This is a genomic window from Blautia sp. RTP21359st1_E11_RTP21359_211015, from assembly GCF_040910705.1.
In the GTDB taxonomy this organism is placed as follows: Bacteria; Bacillota; Clostridia; order Lachnospirales; family Lachnospiraceae; genus Blautia_A; species Blautia_A fusiformis.
Genome location: NZ_JBDGAB010000005.1, coordinates 84,950 through 105,242 on the forward strand (window position 1 = coordinate 84,950; position 20,293 = coordinate 105,242).

15 protein-coding genes are annotated in these 20,293 nt (G+C 44.8%); 14 read left to right on the forward strand and 1 reads right to left on the reverse strand.

The annotated features are described in order from the left end of the window. Window positions 1-212 precede the first annotated feature (212 nt). The 5 genes from AB5026_RS03055 to AB5026_RS03075 all read left to right on the forward strand — a co-directional run bounded on the left by AB5026_RS03055 (window position 213) and on the right by AB5026_RS03075 (window position 5,137). Entirely contained in the window at window positions 213-740 is a 528-nt protein-coding gene (locus AB5026_RS03055) for a DUF177 domain-containing protein (RefSeq protein ID WP_021652543.1), read from the forward strand. 3 nt (window positions 741-743) lie between these two features. After that, window positions 744-926 carry a 50S ribosomal protein L32 gene (rpmF, locus tag AB5026_RS03060; RefSeq protein WP_015525241.1) on the forward strand — a complete coding sequence of 61 codons (183 nt, stop codon included), beginning with the start codon at window positions 744-746 and terminating at the stop codon, window positions 924-926. Window positions 927-1,022: 96 nt separating this feature from the next. Further along, complete coding sequence (locus tag AB5026_RS03065) at window positions 1,023-2,390, forward strand: MATE family efflux transporter (RefSeq protein WP_021652545.1); 1,368 nt, start codon at window positions 1,023-1,025, stop codon at window positions 2,388-2,390. Window positions 2,391-2,553: 163 nt separating this feature from the next. Continuing rightward, entirely contained in the window at window positions 2,554-3,228 is a 675-nt protein-coding gene (locus tag AB5026_RS03070) for a hypothetical protein (RefSeq protein ID WP_021652547.1), read from the forward strand. Window positions 3,229-3,268: 40 nt separating this feature from the next. Beyond that, window positions 3,269-5,137, forward strand: coding sequence for a GHKL domain-containing protein (locus tag AB5026_RS03075; RefSeq protein WP_092069910.1), 1,869 nt, complete (start codon window positions 3,269-3,271; stop codon window positions 5,135-5,137). Here AB5026_RS03075 and AB5026_RS03080 read toward each other — a convergent pair. Next, window positions 5,076-5,804 (reverse strand): LytTR family DNA-binding domain-containing protein, encoded by a 729-nt coding sequence (locus AB5026_RS03080; protein ID WP_114002550.1) that lies wholly within the window; start codon window positions 5,802-5,804, stop codon window positions 5,076-5,078. The two genes, AB5026_RS03075 and AB5026_RS03080, sit on opposite strands and share 62 nt — an antisense overlap. 455 nt (window positions 5,805-6,259) lie before the next feature. Between AB5026_RS03080 and AB5026_RS03085 the strand changes: the two genes are divergently transcribed. From AB5026_RS03085 to AB5026_RS03125, 9 genes are all read left to right on the forward strand, one after another. Next, window positions 6,260-8,095 (forward strand): ABC-F family ATP-binding cassette domain-containing protein, encoded by a 1,836-nt coding sequence (locus AB5026_RS03085; protein WP_022427037.1) that lies wholly within the window; start codon window positions 6,260-6,262, stop codon window positions 8,093-8,095. 230 nt (window positions 8,096-8,325) lie between these two features. Continuing rightward, complete coding sequence (gene plsX / locus AB5026_RS03090) at window positions 8,326-9,372, forward strand: phosphate acyltransferase PlsX (RefSeq protein ID WP_173739437.1); 1,047 nt, start codon at window positions 8,326-8,328, stop codon at window positions 9,370-9,372. Between the two features lie 48 nt (window positions 9,373-9,420). Continuing rightward, a complete protein-coding gene (locus tag AB5026_RS03095) occupies window positions 9,421-9,669 on the forward strand; it encodes an acyl carrier protein (protein ID WP_021652554.1) in 249 nt (82 codons plus the stop codon). Next, on the forward strand, window positions 9,659-10,339 hold the full coding sequence (gene rnc / locus AB5026_RS03100; RefSeq protein WP_021652555.1) for a ribonuclease III: 681 nt from the start codon (window positions 9,659-9,661) through the stop codon (window positions 10,337-10,339). Before AB5026_RS03095 ends, rnc begins: the two co-directional genes overlap by 11 nt. 13 nt (window positions 10,340-10,352) lie before the next feature. Continuing rightward, complete coding sequence (gene smc, locus AB5026_RS03105) at window positions 10,353-13,913, forward strand: chromosome segregation protein SMC (RefSeq protein ID WP_349073156.1); 3,561 nt, start codon at window positions 10,353-10,355, stop codon at window positions 13,911-13,913. Window positions 13,914-13,931: 18 nt separating this feature from the next. Then, entirely contained in the window at window positions 13,932-14,870 is a 939-nt protein-coding gene (gene ftsY / locus AB5026_RS03110; RefSeq protein WP_015525230.1) for a signal recognition particle-docking protein FtsY, read from the forward strand. 6 nt (window positions 14,871-14,876) lie between these two features. After that, a complete protein-coding gene (gene ilvA, locus AB5026_RS03115; RefSeq protein WP_015525229.1) occupies window positions 14,877-16,088 on the forward strand; it encodes a threonine ammonia-lyase in 1,212 nt (403 codons plus the stop codon). Between the two features lie 107 nt (window positions 16,089-16,195). Next, on the forward strand, window positions 16,196-18,034 hold the full coding sequence (glmS, locus tag AB5026_RS03120; protein ID WP_368212729.1) for a glutamine--fructose-6-phosphate transaminase (isomerizing): 1,839 nt from the start codon (window positions 16,196-16,198) through the stop codon (window positions 18,032-18,034). Window positions 18,035-18,417: 383 nt separating this feature from the next. Continuing rightward, entirely contained in the window at window positions 18,418-20,271 is a 1,854-nt protein-coding gene (locus AB5026_RS03125; RefSeq protein ID WP_110103255.1) for a DNA cytosine methyltransferase, read from the forward strand. Window positions 20,272-20,293: the final 22 nt, after the last annotated feature.

The following is a 20,293-nucleotide window of genomic DNA, read 5'->3' on the forward strand; positions in this document are numbered from 1 at the left end:
ATCGGTAATCAGGCAGAATTATATATTACTGTGGATCAGCAGTATACATTCGGGGGGCGGACAATTAAAGGTCCACCCCCGTAATTTACCCCGAATTTCTGATTAAGCCAACAGTAATAAAAAATTAAAAAAATGTAATATTTTCCCGAAAATAACGTTGACAAATCACAAGACCATATGTATAATGGATTGAGTGTGGATAGGAGAGACTTATGCAGATTCATTTATTAGACATTTCTTCCTGTGATGGCAAGACGATCCAGGAATCAGTTATTCCTGAACTGGAGAAGATTGATTTTCAGATGGGAAGTTTTCCGGTACTTGCGAAGGAACCGGTAGAGCTTACGATCACCAATACCGGTGATAAGGTTCTTGAGCTTACAGGAACCGGTAAGATTACAGTGGGCATTCCCTGTGACCGCTGTCTTGAGACAGTAGCCGTCGAGATACCGCTGGAATTTAAGAAGAAGCTTGATATGAAGCTTTCTGATGAAGAGCGTGTCAATGATCTGGATGAAAGCAGCTATCTCACAGGTATGAACCTGGATGTGGACCGGTTGGTCTATCTTGAGGTATTGATATGCTGGCCTTTAAAGGTCTTATGTAAAGAAGACTGTAAAGGTATCTGCAGCCGCTGCGGGAAGAACCTAAACGAAGGTCCCTGCGGATGCAAGGAGGAGCCTAAGGATCCCCGCATGGCAGCTATCAGTGATATATTCAGTAAATTTAAGGAGGTGTAACCTATGTCCATTTGTCCTAAGAACAAATCTTCCAAAGCTAGACGTGACAAGAGAAGAGCGAACTGGAAAATGAGCGCTATGAACCTTGTTAAATGTAGCAAATGTGGAGCACTTATGATGCCACACAGAGTTTGCAAAGCTTGCGGAAGCTACAATAAGAAGGAAATCATCAAAGTTGAGGACTAATTTTAATTAGACAGTCAATATATGATGCGAAAAGAGTCTGGTATGCTGAGATAAGTATACCGGCTTTTTTTATACTCTGGGGGGAAATAAAAAAATATGAAACAGAACAAGAATCAGAAAAATACCGCCGTGAACCAGATCACAGAGGGTGTGATCTGGAAGCAGCTTCTGATATTCTTTTTTCCGATTTTGTTTGGAACTCTGTTCCAGCAGATCTACAATACTGCCGATACAGTTGTAGTAGGCCGCTTTGTGGGAAAAGAAGCATTGGCAGCAGTAGGAGGCTCATCCAGTATGATCGTGAATCTCATCGTAGGTTTTTTTGTAGGTTTATGTTCCGGTGCGTCTGTAGTGATTTCTCAGTTTTACGGAGCGAAAGACCACAAAAACCTTAAAAAAGCACTTCACACATCCATGATCTTCTGCCTGGCTGCCAGTATTATTGTGGGAACAGCAGGTTTTATCCTGGCTGAGCCGATCCTTCACCTGATGAAAACACCGGCAGAAGTAATACCGGATTCTGTGTTGTACCTGCATATCTATTTTGCGGGAACATTTTTTAATCTGGTCTATAATATGGTATCCAGTATCTTAAGAGCAGTGGGGGATTCCAAAAGACCGCTCTATGTGCTGATCATTACCTGTTTGTTGAATATTTTGCTGGATGTTGTATTTGTAGTGATCTTCCATATGGGAGTCCTCGGTGTTGCACTTGCAACAGTCAGCTGCCAGGCAGTCAGTGCCATCCTTGTAACCTGGTTCCTGATGCGCGCAGAGGATATTTATCGTCTGGAATTTCATGAGATTCGTTTTGATCTCCGGTCTTTGGGGGCAGTTCTCAGGATTGGACTTCCGGCAGGACTGGAATCGGTGATGTATAATATTGCCAATCTCACCATTCAGATTTTTGTCAATGAACTGGGGACTGACACAGTTGCAGCCTGGGGAACTATGGGAAAGATTGATGCGGTGTTCTGGATGGTATGCAATGCTTTTGCCATCTCAATTACCACCTTTGTGGGACAGAATTATGGTGCCGGAAAATACCACCGCATGCGAAAAAGTGTCCGCGTCTGTATGGTGATGGCATACATTTCGGCGTTTATTGTAAGCGGAGCACTTATTCTGTTCGCAAATCCGATCTACCATTTGTTTACAACAGATCAGGTGGTTGTAGACATTGGGGTGCATATGATCCGTTTCCTGATTCCGTCCTATGCTATTTATGTTGTGATCGGAATTCTTTCCGGAGCGCTGCGTGGTGCCGGAAGAGTACTGGTTCCTATGATTTTGACCTGTGGAGGAGTCTGTCTTTTACGTATCATCTGGTTGTTTGCTTTTGTAAGATCTCATCCGGGGATCGACAGTATCATGCTCAGTTATCCGGTGTCCTGGATAATTACTGCGGTACTGTTTGTCATCTATTATTTTCGGCGATTTCCAGGTATGCAGAAAAAGAAATAACGATATATGAAAAGGTGCTGATTCTGTGCAATAGCAGTGATCAGCACCTTTGTTTTGTTCGAAAGATGTCGATTTATTACGTATAGATTTGATTGCCTGAAAGCTGAAAAAGAGGTATTCTGGATGCAGATAGATGAAACATATGTAATGGGGATGACCAGATATGTATAATCTGCAAAAAACAATACGATATGGTTTTTGGTTGATACTTGAAGTTATTGCGCTGTGTGTCGGTATGATTTATAGCACGAGGACTGTACGGGCTGAACCTGAAGTACAGCAGCCGGCCAGAAAAGTAACAGAAGTTGTTACTGAAAAATGGACTGTGATCAGTGGAAAACGTCTGGATCTTATCCTGAAATATATGGGAGATATAAATTTTGAAAAAGAAGGAATCAGTCTTCGTATCCCTGCTTCTGTGGCACAAAGCTGGAAGGTAGCAGAGAATGGTACAATACAGGCACTGGTACAAAAGGTTTCCAATCATTCATATGAAATAAAGATCTATAAAGGCACTCAGAAGATCACGGATATTCCGGGGAGCCGGATCATGATACCGGTAAAAGAGATGTTTCCCAACGGAGATCCGGAAACTATGGAAATTACGGATTCCCGAGGAAGAAAACTAAAGACATTCCTGGATAAAAAGCAGGATCTTCTGATCGTTGACACGGACGAGACAGGAATCTTCTGCGTAAGAGGTCGGAAAATAGATGATATAGAAGAGAATCCTTTTGCAGTGGCAGTCCTGACGACAGCAACAATGATAACAGTGCTGATCGTAGGAATCCGAAGCAGATCCGGAAAGCGAGGTGACAGTCATAAAGGAGAAAAGTAGGCAATGGACCCTGATCTTTGGACTTACTGTGGTGTTATCTATGACTGCTTTTTTTATGATGTATCTCATAAATAATGAATATACAGCGAAAGGCGAGCAGCCCATTCAGGGAATCCTTTGTCTGGATGATAAAGATGCGGCGGCAAAGCTACATTATCTTGCCAGGGAATGGCAATATTTTCCGGGAAAGCTGCTTACACCTGAGATGCTGAAAAAGGATCCAGGATATTACAGTTGTTATATTTCGATCGGAGAACGTAATGAAATGGAACTGGGGAATAAAGAGGCTTCTACGTATGGATGTGGGACATACCGGATGTTTCTGATCCTGCCCGAAGAGGAAAAAATCTGGGCGATATCTATGGCGGAGGTTTTTTCCGCATACCGAATCTATATCAATGGAGAACTGGCCGGGGAAGTGGGGGATCCTGACGAAAAAACCTATATGGACCGGGTCATGAACCGTGTTTTTACGTTTCAGGGATCCGGGGTTGTAGAAATTGTCATAGCAGTAGCAGACAAAAGCCATATCAGATCCGGAATCCAGGCTATTCCGGTTTTGGGATCTCCGGTCCGTGTAAGCATACAGAGAGGACTGCGGGTACTCGGAAGCGGCTGTGCCATTGCGTTCTGTATCTGTATCATGTTTGGGACTCTTATGGTACATGTCAGAACCAGGACAAAAGAATTTGCTATTTTTAATCTGGTCTGTCTCTGTGTGGCAGGATATTCGTTATGCTCCCTGGTACATAATTTTTTTCTTCTTCCCACGAGGCCCTGGTATGCCCTGGAAACTATGATCTATTATCTGATCCTTTCCTGCATGATCCGGCTTGAGGATTGTATTATAGGAAAAAAAAGGGGCATATATCTGTTTCTTTTGATCGATCTCTGGATCGTAGTAGCTTTCTTTCTGGAGATTTTTGCGGATATACTTCCTTCAGCCAGGCTTCTTTATGATGTTGTCTGGATCAGTGAGGCAGTCAAATGGGTGGCAGCGATCTATATGCTGCTCAATACTTTTGGAGAAACAGATTGCAGATATGGAAAGATCGTTTTGGTGGGAACAACGATTTATGCCTGTTCCCTTGTGGCAGATCGGATAGGGTATCTTTATGAGCCGATTTTGGGAGGAGGTTTCCCGGAGACAGGTGGGCTGATACTGACAGCTGCGTTTGGCTGTGTTCTGTGGAGAGACCTGTCAGAAGCATATAAGATCAGTCTGACTTATGAGGTATATAGTCATCAGACTGAACTTCGTCTCCTTGCCCAGAAAAATCATTACGACCGATTAAAAGAACAGATGGAAGAAACCAGCCGTGTCCGTCATGATATGCGTCAGCACCTTCGTGTTCTGTCTGCATTACTGGAACGTGAGCAGTATGGAGAAATGCAGAAATACCTTTGCCGGTATACCCGTGAATTCCAGGAACGTTTGACCTATCATTCTTACTGTAAAAATCAGGTTGCCGATGCGATCTTACATTATTATGAAGAACTATGCAGAAAAAACGGGATCGTTTTTCAGTGTCAGGTAGAGGCACCGGAAAAAACAGGGATCCAGGATACAGATTTTTGTCGTCTCTTTGGAAATCTTCTGGAAAATGCCATAGAAGCGGCACAGCTTTGTCCGAAAGGCAGTTCCAGATTTGTCCGTGTACAGATACGTACCAGAAATAATAAACTTCTTATAAAAGAAGAAAACAGCTGCACAGATCCCTTACGCAGAAATAAAACAGGATTTTTTTCAGGTAAGCATTCCGGACAGGGGATCGGAACTGCGTCGATCATGGAAATTGCGGCACGTTATGGAGGGTTTGCGGATTTTCAGTCTGAAAATGGCATTTTTAAAGCTGAGATATTTCTTCATCTGACGCAAAGAGATACTGAAGATAGGCTTTACGGATAGCAGAAGAGCCACGTTTCCGGATCTGGACGACCTCCCCGTTGTCCAGAAGAAAGCCTTCTTCAGAAGCTTCCTGTATACGGTCCATATTGACGACACAGCCACGGTAACAGGAGAGAAAATTGGGACAGTCCCGGATCTGCTCCTCAAATTTGTGAAAGGTAAGATAAGAACGGACCGGACCGGCGTCGGTATGAAGGCACACTGCATTTCGGAATGTATCTGCATATAAAATACTGCGCAGAGGGACCCGGATGGGAACCCGGTCAGAAACGACTTCAATGTAACGGGATGCCAGTAAATGCCTGGATTGAAAGGAATCCAGAATGGAACAGAGTTTTTCTGGCTGAAATGGTTTCAGAAGATAATAGGAGGCTCCTACATCATAGCTTTCCACAGCGAAATCACTGCTGGTAGTGACAAAAACAAGGATGCAGTTATCGGACTGTCTTCGGATCCTGCGCGCAGCTTCCATACCTGTCATCCCGTCCATATAAATATCCAGGAACAGGATCTGAAATTTTCCGGGCTGATAATCTTCAAAAAATTCTTCTGCGCTGAAAAAATGACAGATTTCTGCCCGGATCTGTTTTTTCTCAAAATAGGAAACAGCGATATTCTTCAGGGCTTCTGCATCCGTTGAGATGTCATCAATAATTGCAATATTCAAAATAATATAACCTCCGGTTTATAAAAGAGTAGTAAAAATAGTATATCATAACTTTTATGTATATCCAATATCGGATTTTGGCCTGAAATGACGTATTGTGTAGAAAATTATCAGGAATGAACGTGCTTTTAGCAGATATTTAACATAAAAATGTCATATTTCATGGAAACTGTCATTTTGTCACAGGTCTGTTGTCATTTCCTGATAATTTTTTTACAATAGCGTCAAAAGATACGAAAGGCGGTGGATATACGAAAAATAAGGGCAGCAGCTGGCGACACCAGAAACTGTTGACCAAAATCCAGATAAAAAACAATCCCCCAAGAGGGCTGTACTTCCAGATTTGAGGTACAGCCCTTTCCCCTGTCATAACAGTGATTCTTGACGGAATCGTGGAAATTCGCTATCATGGAAATGATTTTTATATACTTTGGAAGAAAACGGAGAAAATGCGCATGAACATTCTTAATATAGAACATATCCACAAAATTTTTGGAGATAAGGTGATATTTGATGATATCTCCTGCGGCATCGATCAGGGAGAAAAAATAGGTATCATCGGTGTAAACGGAACCGGTAAAACTACTTTGCTCCGCGTGATCGCCGGAGAGGAAGAACCGGACGAAGGGCAGGTGATCACCCAGAACGGGATCCGGATCAGCTGGCTTCCCCAGACTCCGGAATTTCCGCAGCATATGACCATTCTGGACTATGTGGCAGAAGGCAAATGGCAGAAGGACTGGAGTACCGAAAGTGAGGCCAGACGCATGCTGAATACACTTGGTATTACCGATCAGAATATTAATATGGATAATCTTTCCGGTGGTGAAAAGAAAAGAGTGGCGCTGGCAAGGATGCTTTTAAATCCGGCTGACATTCTGATCCTGGATGAGCCTACCAACCATCTGGACGGAGAAATGGTCATATGGCTGGAAGATTTTCTCCGGAATTTTCGTGGGACGGTGATCATGGTCACTCATGACCGTTATTTCCTGGATCGTGTGGCAAACCGGATCCTGGAGATCAGCCACGGAAAATTATATTCCTATGCAGGAGATTATTCCAGATTTCTGGAGCTGAAAGCGCAGAGAGAGGAAATGGAGCTTGCCAGTGACCGGAAGCGCCGCAGTGTACTTCGGATGGAACTGGAATGGGCAGCAAGAGGCTGTCGTGCCAGAAGTACAAAACAGAGAGCAAGGCTTGACCGTTTGGAAGCACTGAAGGCGGGAAAAACCCCGCTGAAAGAGCAGAATGTGGAAATGGATTCCATTGAGACCCGTATGGGAAAGAAAACCATAGAGTTTCATCATGTAAGTAAAACCATCGAAGGTCGTCTTTTGATCAATGATTTTGATCATATTGTTCTTCGTGATCAGCGTCTCGGGATCATCGGGCCAAATGGCTGCGGTAAGTCCACACTTCTTAAAATGGCAGATGGACTGATCTTGCCGGATTCCGGAGAGATTCAGATCGGAGAAACGATCCGTATCGGGTATCTTGCACAAAACGTTCCGGATATGGATGGAAGACAGCGAGTGATTGATTATATCCGTGAGGTGGCGGAATATGTTCCGACAAAAGAAGGAAGGATCACAGCTTCCCAGATGCTTGAGAGATTTCTTTTTGATCCGGCCATGCAGTACACCCCGGTGGAGAAGCTTTCCGGAGGTGAGAAGCGAAGACTGTATCTTTTGAAGGTTCTGATGGAGGCGCCAAATGTTCTTCTTCTTGATGAGCCCGGAAATGATCTTGATATTCCCACCATGACCATTCTTGAGGACTATCTGGATTCTTTTTCCGGCATCGTGATCACAGTGTCCCATGACCGCTATTTCCTGGATAATGTGGTGAACCGTATTATGGCATTTGAGGGAGATGGCCGGCTTGTCCAGTATGAGGGCGGTTATACGGATTATCTGGAAGCAAAGGAAAGAAAGGGACAGTCTCTGGAAACGCGTTCAGATATGAATGGCGGTACAGTACAGGGAGAAACAGCTGAGCCTGAGAAAAAGAAATCCGCTGCAGATACCTGGAAACAGAACCGGAAACAGAAACTGAAATTCACCTATAAAGAACAGAAAGAATTTGACACTATTGACGATGACATCGCAGCATTGGAAGAACGTCTGGAGCAGATCGACAAAGAGATGGCTGCCAATGCCACAAATGCGGGAAAACTCAGGGAGCTTTCCGACGAGCAGCAGGAAATCCAGCAGAAGCTGGATGAAAAAATGGATCGCTGGGTATATTTAAATGATCTTGCAGAACAGATTGAAAATCAGAAAGAGTAAAAGATATTGACTTCTCAGGCAAAACTCTAGTATCATAAATAACGGTACGTTAACCGGATAAACTGCGAAGCAGTTATTCGGTTATGAGTAGGTAGCGAATGCGGATTTCGAATATCCGCTTAACTTTTGGTACTCTGCAATGAAAATCCTTATACGGATGTGTATGAGGATTTTCACTACAGTGTACCATATGCATTCCGAAAAGATTTCGGACAGAGAAAGGACAACATATGTCAGAAATGGTAAAAGTCGTTGTAGATGCAATGGGTGGTGACAATGCTCCCGAGGAACCGGTAAAAGCCGCAGTGGAAGCTGTGAAAGAAAAAGAGAACATCCAGGTTATCCTTACAGGAGTACAGGATGTGATCGAAGCAGAGCTTCGGAAATACCCGGATTATCCTAAGGACAGGATTCGTGTGGTGCATGCGTCTCAGGTGATCGAGACTGCGGAACCTCCGGTCATGGCTATCCAGAAAAAGAAAGATTCCTCTATTGTAGTGGGATTAAATCTTGTAAAAAAACAGGAGGCCGATGCCTTTGTTTCCTCCGGAAGCACCGGTGCGGTACTGGTAGGAGGCCAGGTGATCGTAGGCAGGATCAAAGGGATCCGGAGACCACCTCTTGCTCCGCTGATCCCTACGGCAAAGGGCGTTTCCCTTCTGATCGACTGTGGTGCCAATGTAGATGCGAGACCAGATCATCTGGTACAGTTTGCGCAGATGGGTTCCATCTATATGGAAAATGTAGTGGGTATTAAGAAACCGAGAGTTGCTATTGTTAATAACGGTGCTGAGGAAGAAAAGGGCAATGCGCTGGTAAAGGCTACCTTCCCTCTGTTAAAAGCATGTAAGGATATTAATTTCATCGGAAGTATTGAGGCGAGAGATATCCCGTCAGGTTATGCAGATGTAGTAGTGTGTGAAGCTTTTGTAGGAAATGTGATCCTCAAGCTTTATGAAGGTGTTGGAGCTACTTTGATATCTATGATCAAAAAAGGTATGATGACAAACATTCGCAGTAAAATGGGAGCTCTGATGGTAAAACCTGCTCTTAAGGAAACCTTAAAATCATTTGATGCCAGTGAATATGGCGGAGCACCGCTTCTTGGTCTGAAAGGTCTTGTGGTCAAAAGCCACGGAAGTGCCAGAAGCGTAGAAATCCGTCATGCGATCTTTCAGTGCGAGCAGTTTAAGGAAGAGAAGATCAATGAAAAGATCGAGGAGTTTATAGCAGCTGAGCAGAAAGCACAGGCGGAAGAAAAAAGCGAAAAAAAATAAAACCGGGATTGCCGGAAATATTACAGACAGAACAGGAGGCGAACAGTCGTGGAACTGGAAATGCTGAAGACCATCATCGAAAAAACTCTGGGAAGAAATATGGATGCCATTACAGAAAAAACTACCTTTGTGGATGATCTGGGAGTGGATTCTCTGGATTTTTTTCAGATTCTTATTGATCTGGAGGAAACTTTTGATGTTCGTATCGCCCCGGAGGAAGCCGAGGAGATCGTTACTGTCGGCGATGCAGTGGAGACTCTTCGCCGGGTAACGAAGGGAAGAAGAAATGGAAAATAATTTAAAAAAGCTGGAGCAGACTATCGGATACCAGTTTACCGCAAAATCTTTACTGGAGCAGGCAATGACACACAGCTCCTATGCCAACGAAAAACACCTTGGAAAGCTTGGATGCAATGAGCGTCTGGAGTTTCTTGGAGATGCGGTGCTGGAGCTGATCAGCAGTGATTTCCTGTACAAAAAATTCCGGAATAATCAGGAAGGTGAGTTGACCAAGAAACGTGCCAGCATGGTATGTGAAAAGAGTCTTGCCTACTGTGCAAGAGAATTCGGGCTTCCGGAGTTTATCCTCCTTGGAAGAGGTGAGGAAATGATGGGCGGTCGTAAAAGAGATTCCATCGTTTCTGATGCCCTGGAATCTCTGATTGGGGCTATGTATCTGGACGGTGGATTTGAACCGGCACAGGCTTTTGTTATGAAATTTATCCTGAACGATCTGGAGGATAAGAGGATTTTTTATGACAGCAAGACAGTGCTTCAGGAAATGGTACAGGAAGGCGGAAATCATCCGGTGGAATATCGTCTTCTGAAAGAAGAGGGACCGGACCACAGCAAGAGCTTTACTGTGGAGGCACTGATCAATGGAAAAAGTATGGGAACCGGAACCGGCCATACAAAAAAGGCAGCAGAACAGGCTGCAGCCCTAGAGGCAATACGCAGTATAAAATAACAGCAGGTGGCCAATGTATCTGAAAAATATAGAGGTGCAGGGATTTAAATCCTTTGCACAGAAAATAAATTTTGAATTTCATAACGGGATCACCGGCATCGTAGGACCTAACGGCAGCGGAAAAAGTAATGTTGGCGATGCAGTCCGCTGGGTTCTGGGAGAACAGAGCGCCAAGCAGCTTCGAGGCGGGAATATGCAGGATGTTATCTTTTCAGGAACGGAGCTTCGCAAGCCTCTGAGCTTTGCGTCCGTGGCTATTACACTTGATAACAGTGATCACAAGCTCCCGGTGGATTTTGAAGAAGTAACCGTTACCAGAAGACTGTATCGTTCCGGTGAGAGCGAATACCGCATCAACGGCAGCTCCTGTCGTTTAAAGGACATCAATGAGATGTTCTATGATACCGGTATCGGAAAAGAAGGATATTCCATCATCGGACAGGGTCAGATCGATAAGATCTTAAGTGGAAAACCCGAAGAACGCCGAGAGCTTTTTGACGAGGCAGCCGGGATCGTCAAATTTAAAAGACGAAAAAATACCACACTGAAGAAGCTTGAGGAAGAACAACAGAATCTGGTCCGTGTCACGGACATCTTAAGTGAGCTGACCAAGCAGCTGGAACCGCTGGAACGTCAGTCTGAGACTGCAAAAATATATCTGGCAAAAAGAGAAAATCTGAAAGAGCTGGATATAAATATGTTCCTCCTGGAATATGAACACACCGGAAATCTGATCCGCGAGCTGGAAGAAAAAACCAGGATCGCAGAAAATCAGTTAAAAGAAGCCCAGGATGCTCATAGTCGTACCAAGGATGAATATGAACGTCTGGAAAAAATACTGGAAGAGCTGAATGAGCGGATGGAGGCGTTGAGGGAAGAAAGCCGGGATCGTGCTATCCGTAAACAACAGCTGTCCGGTGAGATCAATGTTCTTCATGAACAGATCCTGGCAGGAGAGCAGAATGACAGTCATTATCGCAGCCGTCTTTTAGCAGTTCAGGAAGATACGGAGAAAAAATCTGCAGACCAGGAAGCTCTGGAAGAGCAAAAAGCAGATCTTCAGGCAAATTTACGGGAGATCGACAGAAAACTTGCTGACGAGCAGAAAAAAATGGACAATATCCAGAGTAGCATCGAAGAATGCACCCAGGTAGTGGAAGATGGTAAGAATGAGATCATTGAAATCCTTAATTCCCGTGCAAACACCAAAGGTAAGGCACAGCGTTTTGATGCCATGAAGGAGCAGCTGGATATCCGGAAAGCAGGAATCAGTCAGAGGATCCTTTCCCTGAAAACCCAGGAAGAGGAGCAGCAGTCAGCGATCGATCAGGCACAGAAGGAATACGACACTATCACGAAGGCCATTCAGGAAACCAGAGAAGAAGGCAGCCGTCTTACAAAAGAGATACATGCCATCCAGGAAACCCTTAAACAGCAGAATACACAGCTGGAAAAGGAACAGACGTCCTATCATAGAGAGGCATCTAGACTGGAATCCCTCCGCAATATCACAGAACGTTATGATGGATATGGAAACAGTATCCGCCGTGTCATGGAACAGAAGAATCATGTTCCTGGGATCCGTGGCGTAGTGGCGGATATCATTCACGTTGAAAAAAATTATGAGATCGCTATTGAGACAGCTCTTGGCGGAAGTATTCAGAATATCGTTACGGATAACGAGCAGACTGCTAAGCAGATGATCGAATTCCTGAAGAAAAACCGGTATGGTCGTGCGACTTTTCTCCCGTTAAACAGCATTTCTTCAAGAGGCGAGTTTAATCAGAGAGGTGCTTTGAACGAACCGGGAGCTATTGGTCTTGCCAGTGGCCTGGTAACTGCAGAGAAGGAATATGACGGTCTGATCGGATATCTTCTTGGCAGAGTGCTGGTGGTGGATCATATCGATCATGCTATTGCCATTGCCAGAAAATACCGACACAGTATCCGTATGGTAACGTTGGAGGGAGAATCCTTAAGTCCAGGCGGTTCCATGACCGGTGGAGCTTTTAAGAACAACAGCAATCTTCTTGGGCGTCGTCGTGAGATCGAGGAACTGGAAAAGAAGGTAAAAGAGCTGGCAGCCGGGTATCATGAGATCCGACAGTCCATGGAAGATAACCGCAGCAGAAGAAATGAGATGCGTGATACTGTGGCGGCGCTGCAGCAGAAATTTCAGGAACAATCCATTCAGCAGAATACAGCCAGGTTGAACATTGAACAGCTGGAGAAAAAAGCGGAGGAGATCCGCGGCGGTTATACCAGAATCGAGAGGGAGCAGGAGGAGATCCGTCTTCAGGCAAGAGACATGCAGGCAGATAACATAAAGATCACGCAGGAACTTGAAGCATCCAAAAGGGATGAGGAAGAGCTGGAAACGTTTATCGAGACCCGGCAGAAGGAGCTGGAGGACTGGAAAAAGGACGAAGCGGAGACTTCAGAGAAGCTGGAAAGGATCCGTCTTGACGCATCTGCATCCCAGCAGAAGGAAAGCTTCATAAAGGAAAATCTGCGGCGCCTGAAAGAGGAAATCGAAGTTCTTTCGAAAGAGAGGGAAGAAATTCTGGATTCTCTGGAAAAAGGCAGCCAGGAAACTGCAGAAAAGAGAAAGACGATCGACAAGGTCCGTAAGGAGATCGAAGGCTTTGCCGCAAAAGAAGAGGTGGCTGCAAAACAGCTGGAAAAATGGCAGCAGGAAAAGGAAGAGCGCACAAAAAGCCATAAGGAGTTTTTTGAAAAGCGTGATGAGCTGTCTGGCCAGATCAGTCTTCTGGACAAAGAATGCTTCCGACTGAAGACTCAGGCAGAAAAGATCGAAGAGAACCGGGAAGCAAGGATTTCCTATATGTGGGAAGAATACGAGATCACTCCGAATAATGCCTTGCAGTACAGGAAAGAAGAAATGAATGACAGGCATGTGATGAAGCAGCAGATCCATAAATTAAAGGACGAGATCCGAGCTCTTGGCTCTGTCAACGTCAATGCCATTGAGGATTACAAAGAACTTCTGGAACGGCATACGTTCTTAAGCGGTCAGTACAACGATCTTTTGGAAGCGGAAAAAACGCTGGAACAGATCATCCAGGAGTTGGATGAGGGCATGCGGAAGCAGTTCAGCGAAAAATTCGGAGAGATCCAGAAAGAATTTGATAAAGCCTTCAAAGAACTGTTCGGCGGAGGCCGGGGAACTCTGGAACTTGCGGAAGACGAGGATATCCTTGAGGCAGGGATCCGGATCATTTCCCAGCCGCCCGGAAAAAAACTTCAGAACATGATGCAGCTTTCCGGTGGGGAAAAAGCTCTGACAGCCATTGCACTTCTTTTTGCGATCCAGAATCTGAAGCCTTCACCATTCTGTCTTCTGGATGAGATCGAGGCTGCACTGGATGATTCCAATGTAGGACGTTTTGCGGGATATCTTCAGAAGTTGACGAAGAACACACAATTTATTATAATAACACATAGACGTGGTACCATGAATGCAGCAGACAGGCTTTATGGAATTACCATGCAGGAAAAAGGGGTATCCACGCTGGTATCCGTAGATTTAGTAGAGAACCAGCTTACCCAGTAGCAGAGGGGATGAATCAGTATGGCAGAAGAAAAAAAAGGATTTTTTAAACGTCTGGTAAGCGGACTTACCAAAACGCGAGACAATATCGTTGCCGGCTTTGATTCCATTTTCAGCGGTTTTTCCAGTATTGATGATGATTTTTATGAAGAACTGGAAGAGATCCTGATCATGGGAGATATCGGCATTAACGCAACCACCTCCATTCTGGAGCATTTAAAGGAGCAGGTTGCTGAGCAGCATATCAAGGAGCCGTCCCAGTGCAAACAGCTTCTGATCGACAGCATCAAAAAACAGATGCAGGTAGAAAGCACAGAATATGAGTTTGAGAACCGGAAATCCGTGATCCTTGTGATCGGTGTCAACGGAGTAGGTAAGACTACCTCTGTAGGCAAACTGGCCGGTAAATTAAAGGATCAGGGAAAAAAGGTCATCCTCGGAGCAGCAGATACCTTCCGTGCGGCAGCCGGAGAGCAGCTGACACAGTGGGCTAACCGTGCAGGCGTTGAGATCATTGGCGGCCAGGACGGAGCAGATCCGGCATCTGTTGTCTATGATGCCGTGGCAGCAGCCAAAGCCAGAAATGCAGATATTCTGATCTGCGATACCGCAGGAAGACTTCATAATAAGAAAAACCTTATGGAAGAGCTTCGCAAGATTTACCGTATTCTGGAACGTGAGTATCCGGAAGCATATTTGGAAACGCTGGTAGTTCTTGACGGAACCACGGGCCAGAATGCGCTTTCCCAGGCAAGACAGTTTGCCGAGGTCGCAAACGTTACCGGAATCATTCTTACCAAACTTGATGGTACAGCCAAGGGCGGAATCGCAGTAGCGATCCAGTCTGAGCTTGACATACCAGTAAAATACATCGGAGTAGGCGAAAGTATCGATGACCTGCAGAAATTTGATGCAGACGCATTTGTAAACGCCCTCTTTGACGTAGAAGAAAGGAGCTAAATACAAATGCTTACATTAGAGAGCTTTGAGGAAGCGGCAGCAAAAGTAAAAGAAGTGACACAGGAAACAAAGCTGATATACAGCAGTTATTTCTCAGATATGACGGGAAATAAGGTTTATCTGAAGCCAGAGAATATGCAGCGTACCGGTGCATATAAGGTGCGTGGCGCATATTACAAGATCAGCACACTTTCTGACGAAGAGAGGAACAAAGGGCTGATCACTGCATCTGCAGGAAATCATGCCCAGGGTGTTGCTTATGCTGCACATAAATATGGAGTAAAAGCAGTCATTGTCATGCCAACTACCACACCACTGATCAAGGTAGAGCGCACCAAGAGTTACGGTGCGGAGGTTATCCTTCACGGCGACGTGTATGACGAAGCCTGCGCACACGCACTTGCCCTTGCAGAAGAAAAAGGATATACCTTTATCCATCCATTTGACGATCCGGCAGTAGCAACCGGTCAGGGAACTATCGCCATGGAGATCGTACAGGAACTTCCGCTTGTAGATTACATTCTGGTACCGATCGGAGGGGGCGGACTTGCTACAGGTGTCTCTACACTTGCGAAGCTTCTGAATCCACACATCAAAGTCATCGGTGTTGAGCCGGCAGGCGCAGCATGTATGAAGGCATCCCTGGAGAAAGGGGAGGTCGTAACGCTTCCTCACGTAAATACTATCGCAGATGGTACTGCAGTACAGACTCCGGGAAAAAATATCTTCCCATATATCCAGGAAAATCTGGACGATATCATTACCATCGATGATGATGAGCTGATCGTGGCTTTTCTTGATATGGTAGAAAACCACAAGATGATCGTAGAGAACTCAGGACTTCTTACTGTAGCAGCTCTCCGTCATCTGGATGTAAAGAATAAGAAGATCGTTTCCATCTTAAGCGGTGGAAATATGGATGTGATCACCATGTCATCGGTTGTACAGCACGGACTGATCCAGCGTGACCGTATCTTTACCGTATCCGTACTTATTCCGGATAAGCCAGGTGAACTGGTACGTGTTGCAAGTGTGATCGCTGAAAATCAGGGTAATGTTATCAAACTGGATCATAACCAGTTTGTAAGTACCAACCGAAATGCAGCCGTAGAACTTCGGATCACTATGGAAGCATTCGGAACAGATCATAAGAATCAGATCGTTGCAGCTCTGGAAAAAGCGGGTTGCAAACCAAGAGTGGTACGTGCTATACTGTAGGACGTGTTATATTGCAATAACTGAAACTTCTGACCGGACTGTTGCATATGATGTAACAGCCCGGTCTTTTGCGAAAATACCTGCATAGACAGAAAGGACAGATAAATATGTGTGGAATTGTAGGATTTACAGGTAGACACCAGGCAGCTCCGATCCTTTTAGATGGACTCTCCAAGCTGGAATACAGAGGATATGATTCCGCTGGAATCGCCGTACGTGACGGCGAGGACGAGACGGAAGTGATCAAAGCCAAGGGAAGACTGAAAGTTCTGTCAGAAAAGACAAACGGCGGAGAGACTGTACCGGGAACCTGTGGTATCGGTCATACCAGATGGGCAACTCATGGTGAACCTTCTGAGAACAATGCACATCCGCATATGACAGACGACGGTAATATCGTAGCAGTCCACAACGGCATCATTGAGAACTATCAGGAACTGAAAAATAAGCTCGCCCGTAAAGGCTATACTTTCTATTCTGAGACCGATACCGAGGTAGCAGTCAAGCTGATCGATTATTATTACAAGAAATATGAGGGAACACCGGTGGATGCCATCACACATTCCATGGTACGTATCCGTGGTTCCTATGCCCTTGCGATCATGTTCAGGGATTATCCGGGTGAAATATATGTAGCCAGAAAAGACAGCCCCATGATCCTTGGAGTGGCAGAAGATGAATCCTTTATCGCTTCTGACGTACCGGCGATCCTGAAATACACCCGCAATGTATATTATATCGGCAATCTGGAGATGGCGCGTGTGAAAAAAGGCGAAGTCACCTTCTACAATCTTGATGGAGATGAGATCGAGAAAGAGCTGAAAACCATTGAATGGGATGCAGAAGCAGCGGAAAAAGCCGGATATGAGCATTTCATGATGAAAGAGATCCATGAACAGCCAAAGGCAGTACTGGATACGTTGAATTCCGTGCTCAAGGATGGAAAGATCGACCTCAGTGAAGTTGGCCTGGAAGAAGAAAGCATCCGGAACATCCAGCAGATCTATATCATAGCCTGCGGCTCCGCTTATCACGTAGGAATGGCAGCACAGTATGTGATCGAGGATCTTGCACAGATCCCGGTAAGGGTAGAGCTCGCTTCCGAATTCCGTTACCGAAAAATGGCCCTTAACACCAACAGCCTTGCAGTGATCATCAGCCAGTCCGGTGAAACAGCAGACAGTCTTGCAGCACTTCGTAAATGCAAGGAAAATGGTATTCGTACACTGGGAATCGTTAATGTAGTGGGATCTTCCATTGCACGTGAGGCTGATAATGTATTTTATACTCTGGCCGGACCGGAGATTTCTGTAGCTACTACCAAGGCGTACAGCACACAGCTGATCGCAACTTATACACTTGCGATCCAGTTTGCAATGGTAAGAGGAACGATCATAGAAGAAGCCTACAGCAATTATATCAGTGAACTGCAGACACTTCCGGATAAGATCTGTAAGATCCTGGAAGATAAGGAGCGTATCCAGTGGTTTGCCTCCAAACAGGCAAATGTAAAAGATGCTTTCTTTGTAGGAAGAGGAATTGATTACGCTATCAGCCTGGAGGGCAGTCTGAAGATGAAAGAGATCAGTTACATTCACTCTGAAGCCTATGCTGCCGGAGAGCTGAAACACGGAACGATCTCCCTGATCGAAGATGGGACTCTTGTGATCGGTGTGCTGACCCAGCCGGATCTCTACGAAAAAACAGTCAGCAATATGGTTGAGTGCAAGAGCCGCGGCGCCTACCTTATGGGTCTGACCACATTTGGCAATTACAATATCGAGGATACCGCAGACTTCACCGTCTACATCCCGAAAACAGACCCGCACTTTGCAACATCCCTGGCAGTGATCCCGCTTCAGCTTCTGGGTTACTACGTAAGCGTAGCCAAAGGACTGGATGTGGATAAACCACGAAATCTGGCGAAGAGCGTGACAGTGGAGTAAAAAATATATATGGACTATAGAGAAAGCCTCAGAGTATGTATATGCGAAAATACTCTGAGGCTTTTTTATAAAATCTTTACGCAAAAATAGTTTCATGGTATCATATAGACATATGATGCTGTGAAATTATTTTGCTTTTCAGGGGATATTAAGAAGGGGTGACGGGTACATGCTTATGCCGGTAGTGCCAGAGAGGAGATTGAACTGAAACCAGAGTGCCCGGACAGCCATAGAGCAGATAAAGGAGAAAAATTATCCGGAGTCTTTACAGAAATGTACAGGGAATATCCTGGCTTGTGGGGATCAATTATAACAAACCAATCAACAGTGGTAAGCTTTTGGAGCTGCTGTCACAGTACAAATAATAAGATAGGAAAAAATATATGAAGAATACAGTGGTGATCTTTAATGCCGGTATCGGTGCGCTGACTCTTGGTTTTCAAAATGCCGGTTATGAGATTTTGAAAGCATATGAGCCGGACAGAAAAGTGATAGAGATCTATCAGGAAAATATAAGTCAAAATGTAACTGCATGCAGCCTTTCTTCCATAGATCCTGCCACAGTTCCGGACAGTGATGTCTGGGCTTTTGATCTGACGCAGTCGAAAGCAGAAGAGGTGTTTTATAGTTTGACCCTGGTGCAAAGAAGACGACCGCCGGCCATTCTTTTTGTTATGAAAAAGCAATTATGGAAAGGGTTCATAAAGGAGCACATTTTTCAGCTGCAAGAATATGGATACCATATCACGCATAAAAATATCCAGAGTTCGGAGGTTACTGCATTTCCGCTGCGGGAAGAATTTGCATATATTGTTTCAAAAAGAGTGAATGCTTCGGATATGATCATGCCGGTGCAGGTCCATAAGAGTAGTATCCTGTTGGATGGCTGGGTGGAAATGAATCCACAGGATTCCTGGTATTACAGAATTGATTTTGCGAAAGAGAAGATTGATGCTTCGCATGCCGGTGACAGCGTTTTGTGTTGGGAAAAAGGCGGTTATCGGGAATCCGGGCAGGTTCGTCTGAATCTGATAAAAATGCCGCTGATCCGTATCCATGGCGTCTATCATAAGATCACACACAAAGAAATAGCCAGATTAAAGGGATTTCCGGAAGATTTTCCACGTTCTGTGCCAAACAAAAGCCGGATGTACAGAAGCCTGATATATGCGCCGAACATAAAAGTGACAGAACAGGTCGTTCGCAATCTCTGCGTAGAACCCTATATAAATTCAGAGGGTGATGTGCAGATGAAAAACTGGGAAAATATGGCCCGCTTTAAGCAGCTTTTTGAAAAATACCTTACATATAAAGGGGTTTCTTTCCAAAGCGATGAATGGGTCTTTATGACCAGAATGTACAGTGATTCCAAAGAAATCGCTACACTTAAACGGTTGCAGAGTTATAGCCGTCTGGTTGGAAAAGCAGTGTCAGATCAGAAAAAGGATCTGCCATTACAAAATATCTGTGTAGTGGCGAATCTGGTCTCTGATGAGACTAAGAGAAAGTACGAAGAGGCGAAGCTTGGATATGTCTGGGACATCCGAAATGTGCTGTGGCTCTTTGAGGACTATCCGGAACTGAAGAACGAACTGATCTCGATTCTGAATTATTCGGTGGAAAACATAGAACCGGAGAGACCGGAGCCTTTTATCTTTGAGGAAAGCAGCCAGATGGAGAATACGGATCCGGAATCGGTTGCTGACAGCTATATAGCGCAGTTAAAAGTGTTGGAGACCGGTAGTGCAGCTTTCAAGAAATATGAGGAACTTTGTGTTTCTATTCTGAAATATATCCTTGGAGAATATCTGACTTTGTGGGAGCAGCAGAAGACAACAGAGGAAGATCTGTATCGTTTTGACATGTGCTGTAAGATCAAAAACGGGGTGACACAGGATTTTTTTGACACGATCTGTAAGTATTTTTCTACGAAGTATATCGTGTTCGAGTTTAAAAACTATGAAAAGCCTATTACTCAGAGGGAAATTTACACTACAGAAAAATATCTGTACGAAAAAGCTCTCCGTAAAGTTGCGATCATTATTTCCAGAAAAGGAGCGGATAAACATGCGAAAATGGCTGCACGGGGAAGTCTACGGGAAAGCGGGAAACTGATCATCTGCCTGTCCGATGAAGATTTGAAAGCGATGCTCCAGATAAAAAAAGAAGGGGAAAAAACAACGGGAGGGTATTTGGAAGATATTTTGGATGATATGCTGATGCGCCTGGAAAAATAGAAAATTTTGTGAAAAATCACTC

Excerpts from the sequence above, each read along its gene's own strand:
- AB5026_RS03055 (WP_021652543.1), top strand. The coding sequence starts at position 213 with ATGCAGATTCATTTATTAGACATTTCTTCCTGTGATGGCAAGACGATC.
- rpmF (WP_015525241.1), top strand. The coding sequence starts at position 744 with ATGTCCATTTGTCCTAAGAACAAATCTTCCAAAGCTAGACGTGACAAG.
- AB5026_RS03065 (WP_021652545.1), top strand. The coding sequence starts at position 1,023 with ATGAAACAGAACAAGAATCAGAAAAATACCGCCGTGAACCAGATCACA.
- AB5026_RS03070 (WP_021652547.1), top strand. The coding sequence starts at position 2,554 with ATGTATAATCTGCAAAAAACAATACGATATGGTTTTTGGTTGATACTT.
- AB5026_RS03075 (WP_092069910.1), top strand. The coding sequence starts at position 3,269 with ATGACTGCTTTTTTTATGATGTATCTCATAAATAATGAATATACAGCG.
- AB5026_RS03085 (WP_022427037.1), top strand. The coding sequence starts at position 6,260 with ATGAACATTCTTAATATAGAACATATCCACAAAATTTTTGGAGATAAG.
- plsX (WP_173739437.1), top strand. The coding sequence starts at position 8,326 with ATGTCAGAAATGGTAAAAGTCGTTGTAGATGCAATGGGTGGTGACAAT.
- rnc (WP_021652555.1), top strand. The coding sequence starts at position 9,659 with ATGGAAAATAATTTAAAAAAGCTGGAGCAGACTATCGGATACCAGTTT.
- smc (WP_349073156.1), top strand. The coding sequence starts at position 10,353 with ATGTATCTGAAAAATATAGAGGTGCAGGGATTTAAATCCTTTGCACAG.
- ftsY (WP_015525230.1), top strand. The coding sequence starts at position 13,932 with ATGGCAGAAGAAAAAAAAGGATTTTTTAAACGTCTGGTAAGCGGACTT.
- ilvA (WP_015525229.1), top strand. The coding sequence starts at position 14,877 with ATGCTTACATTAGAGAGCTTTGAGGAAGCGGCAGCAAAAGTAAAAGAA.
- glmS (WP_368212729.1), top strand. The coding sequence starts at position 16,196 with ATGTGTGGAATTGTAGGATTTACAGGTAGACACCAGGCAGCTCCGATC.
- AB5026_RS03125 (WP_110103255.1), top strand. The coding sequence starts at position 18,418 with ATGAAGAATACAGTGGTGATCTTTAATGCCGGTATCGGTGCGCTGACT.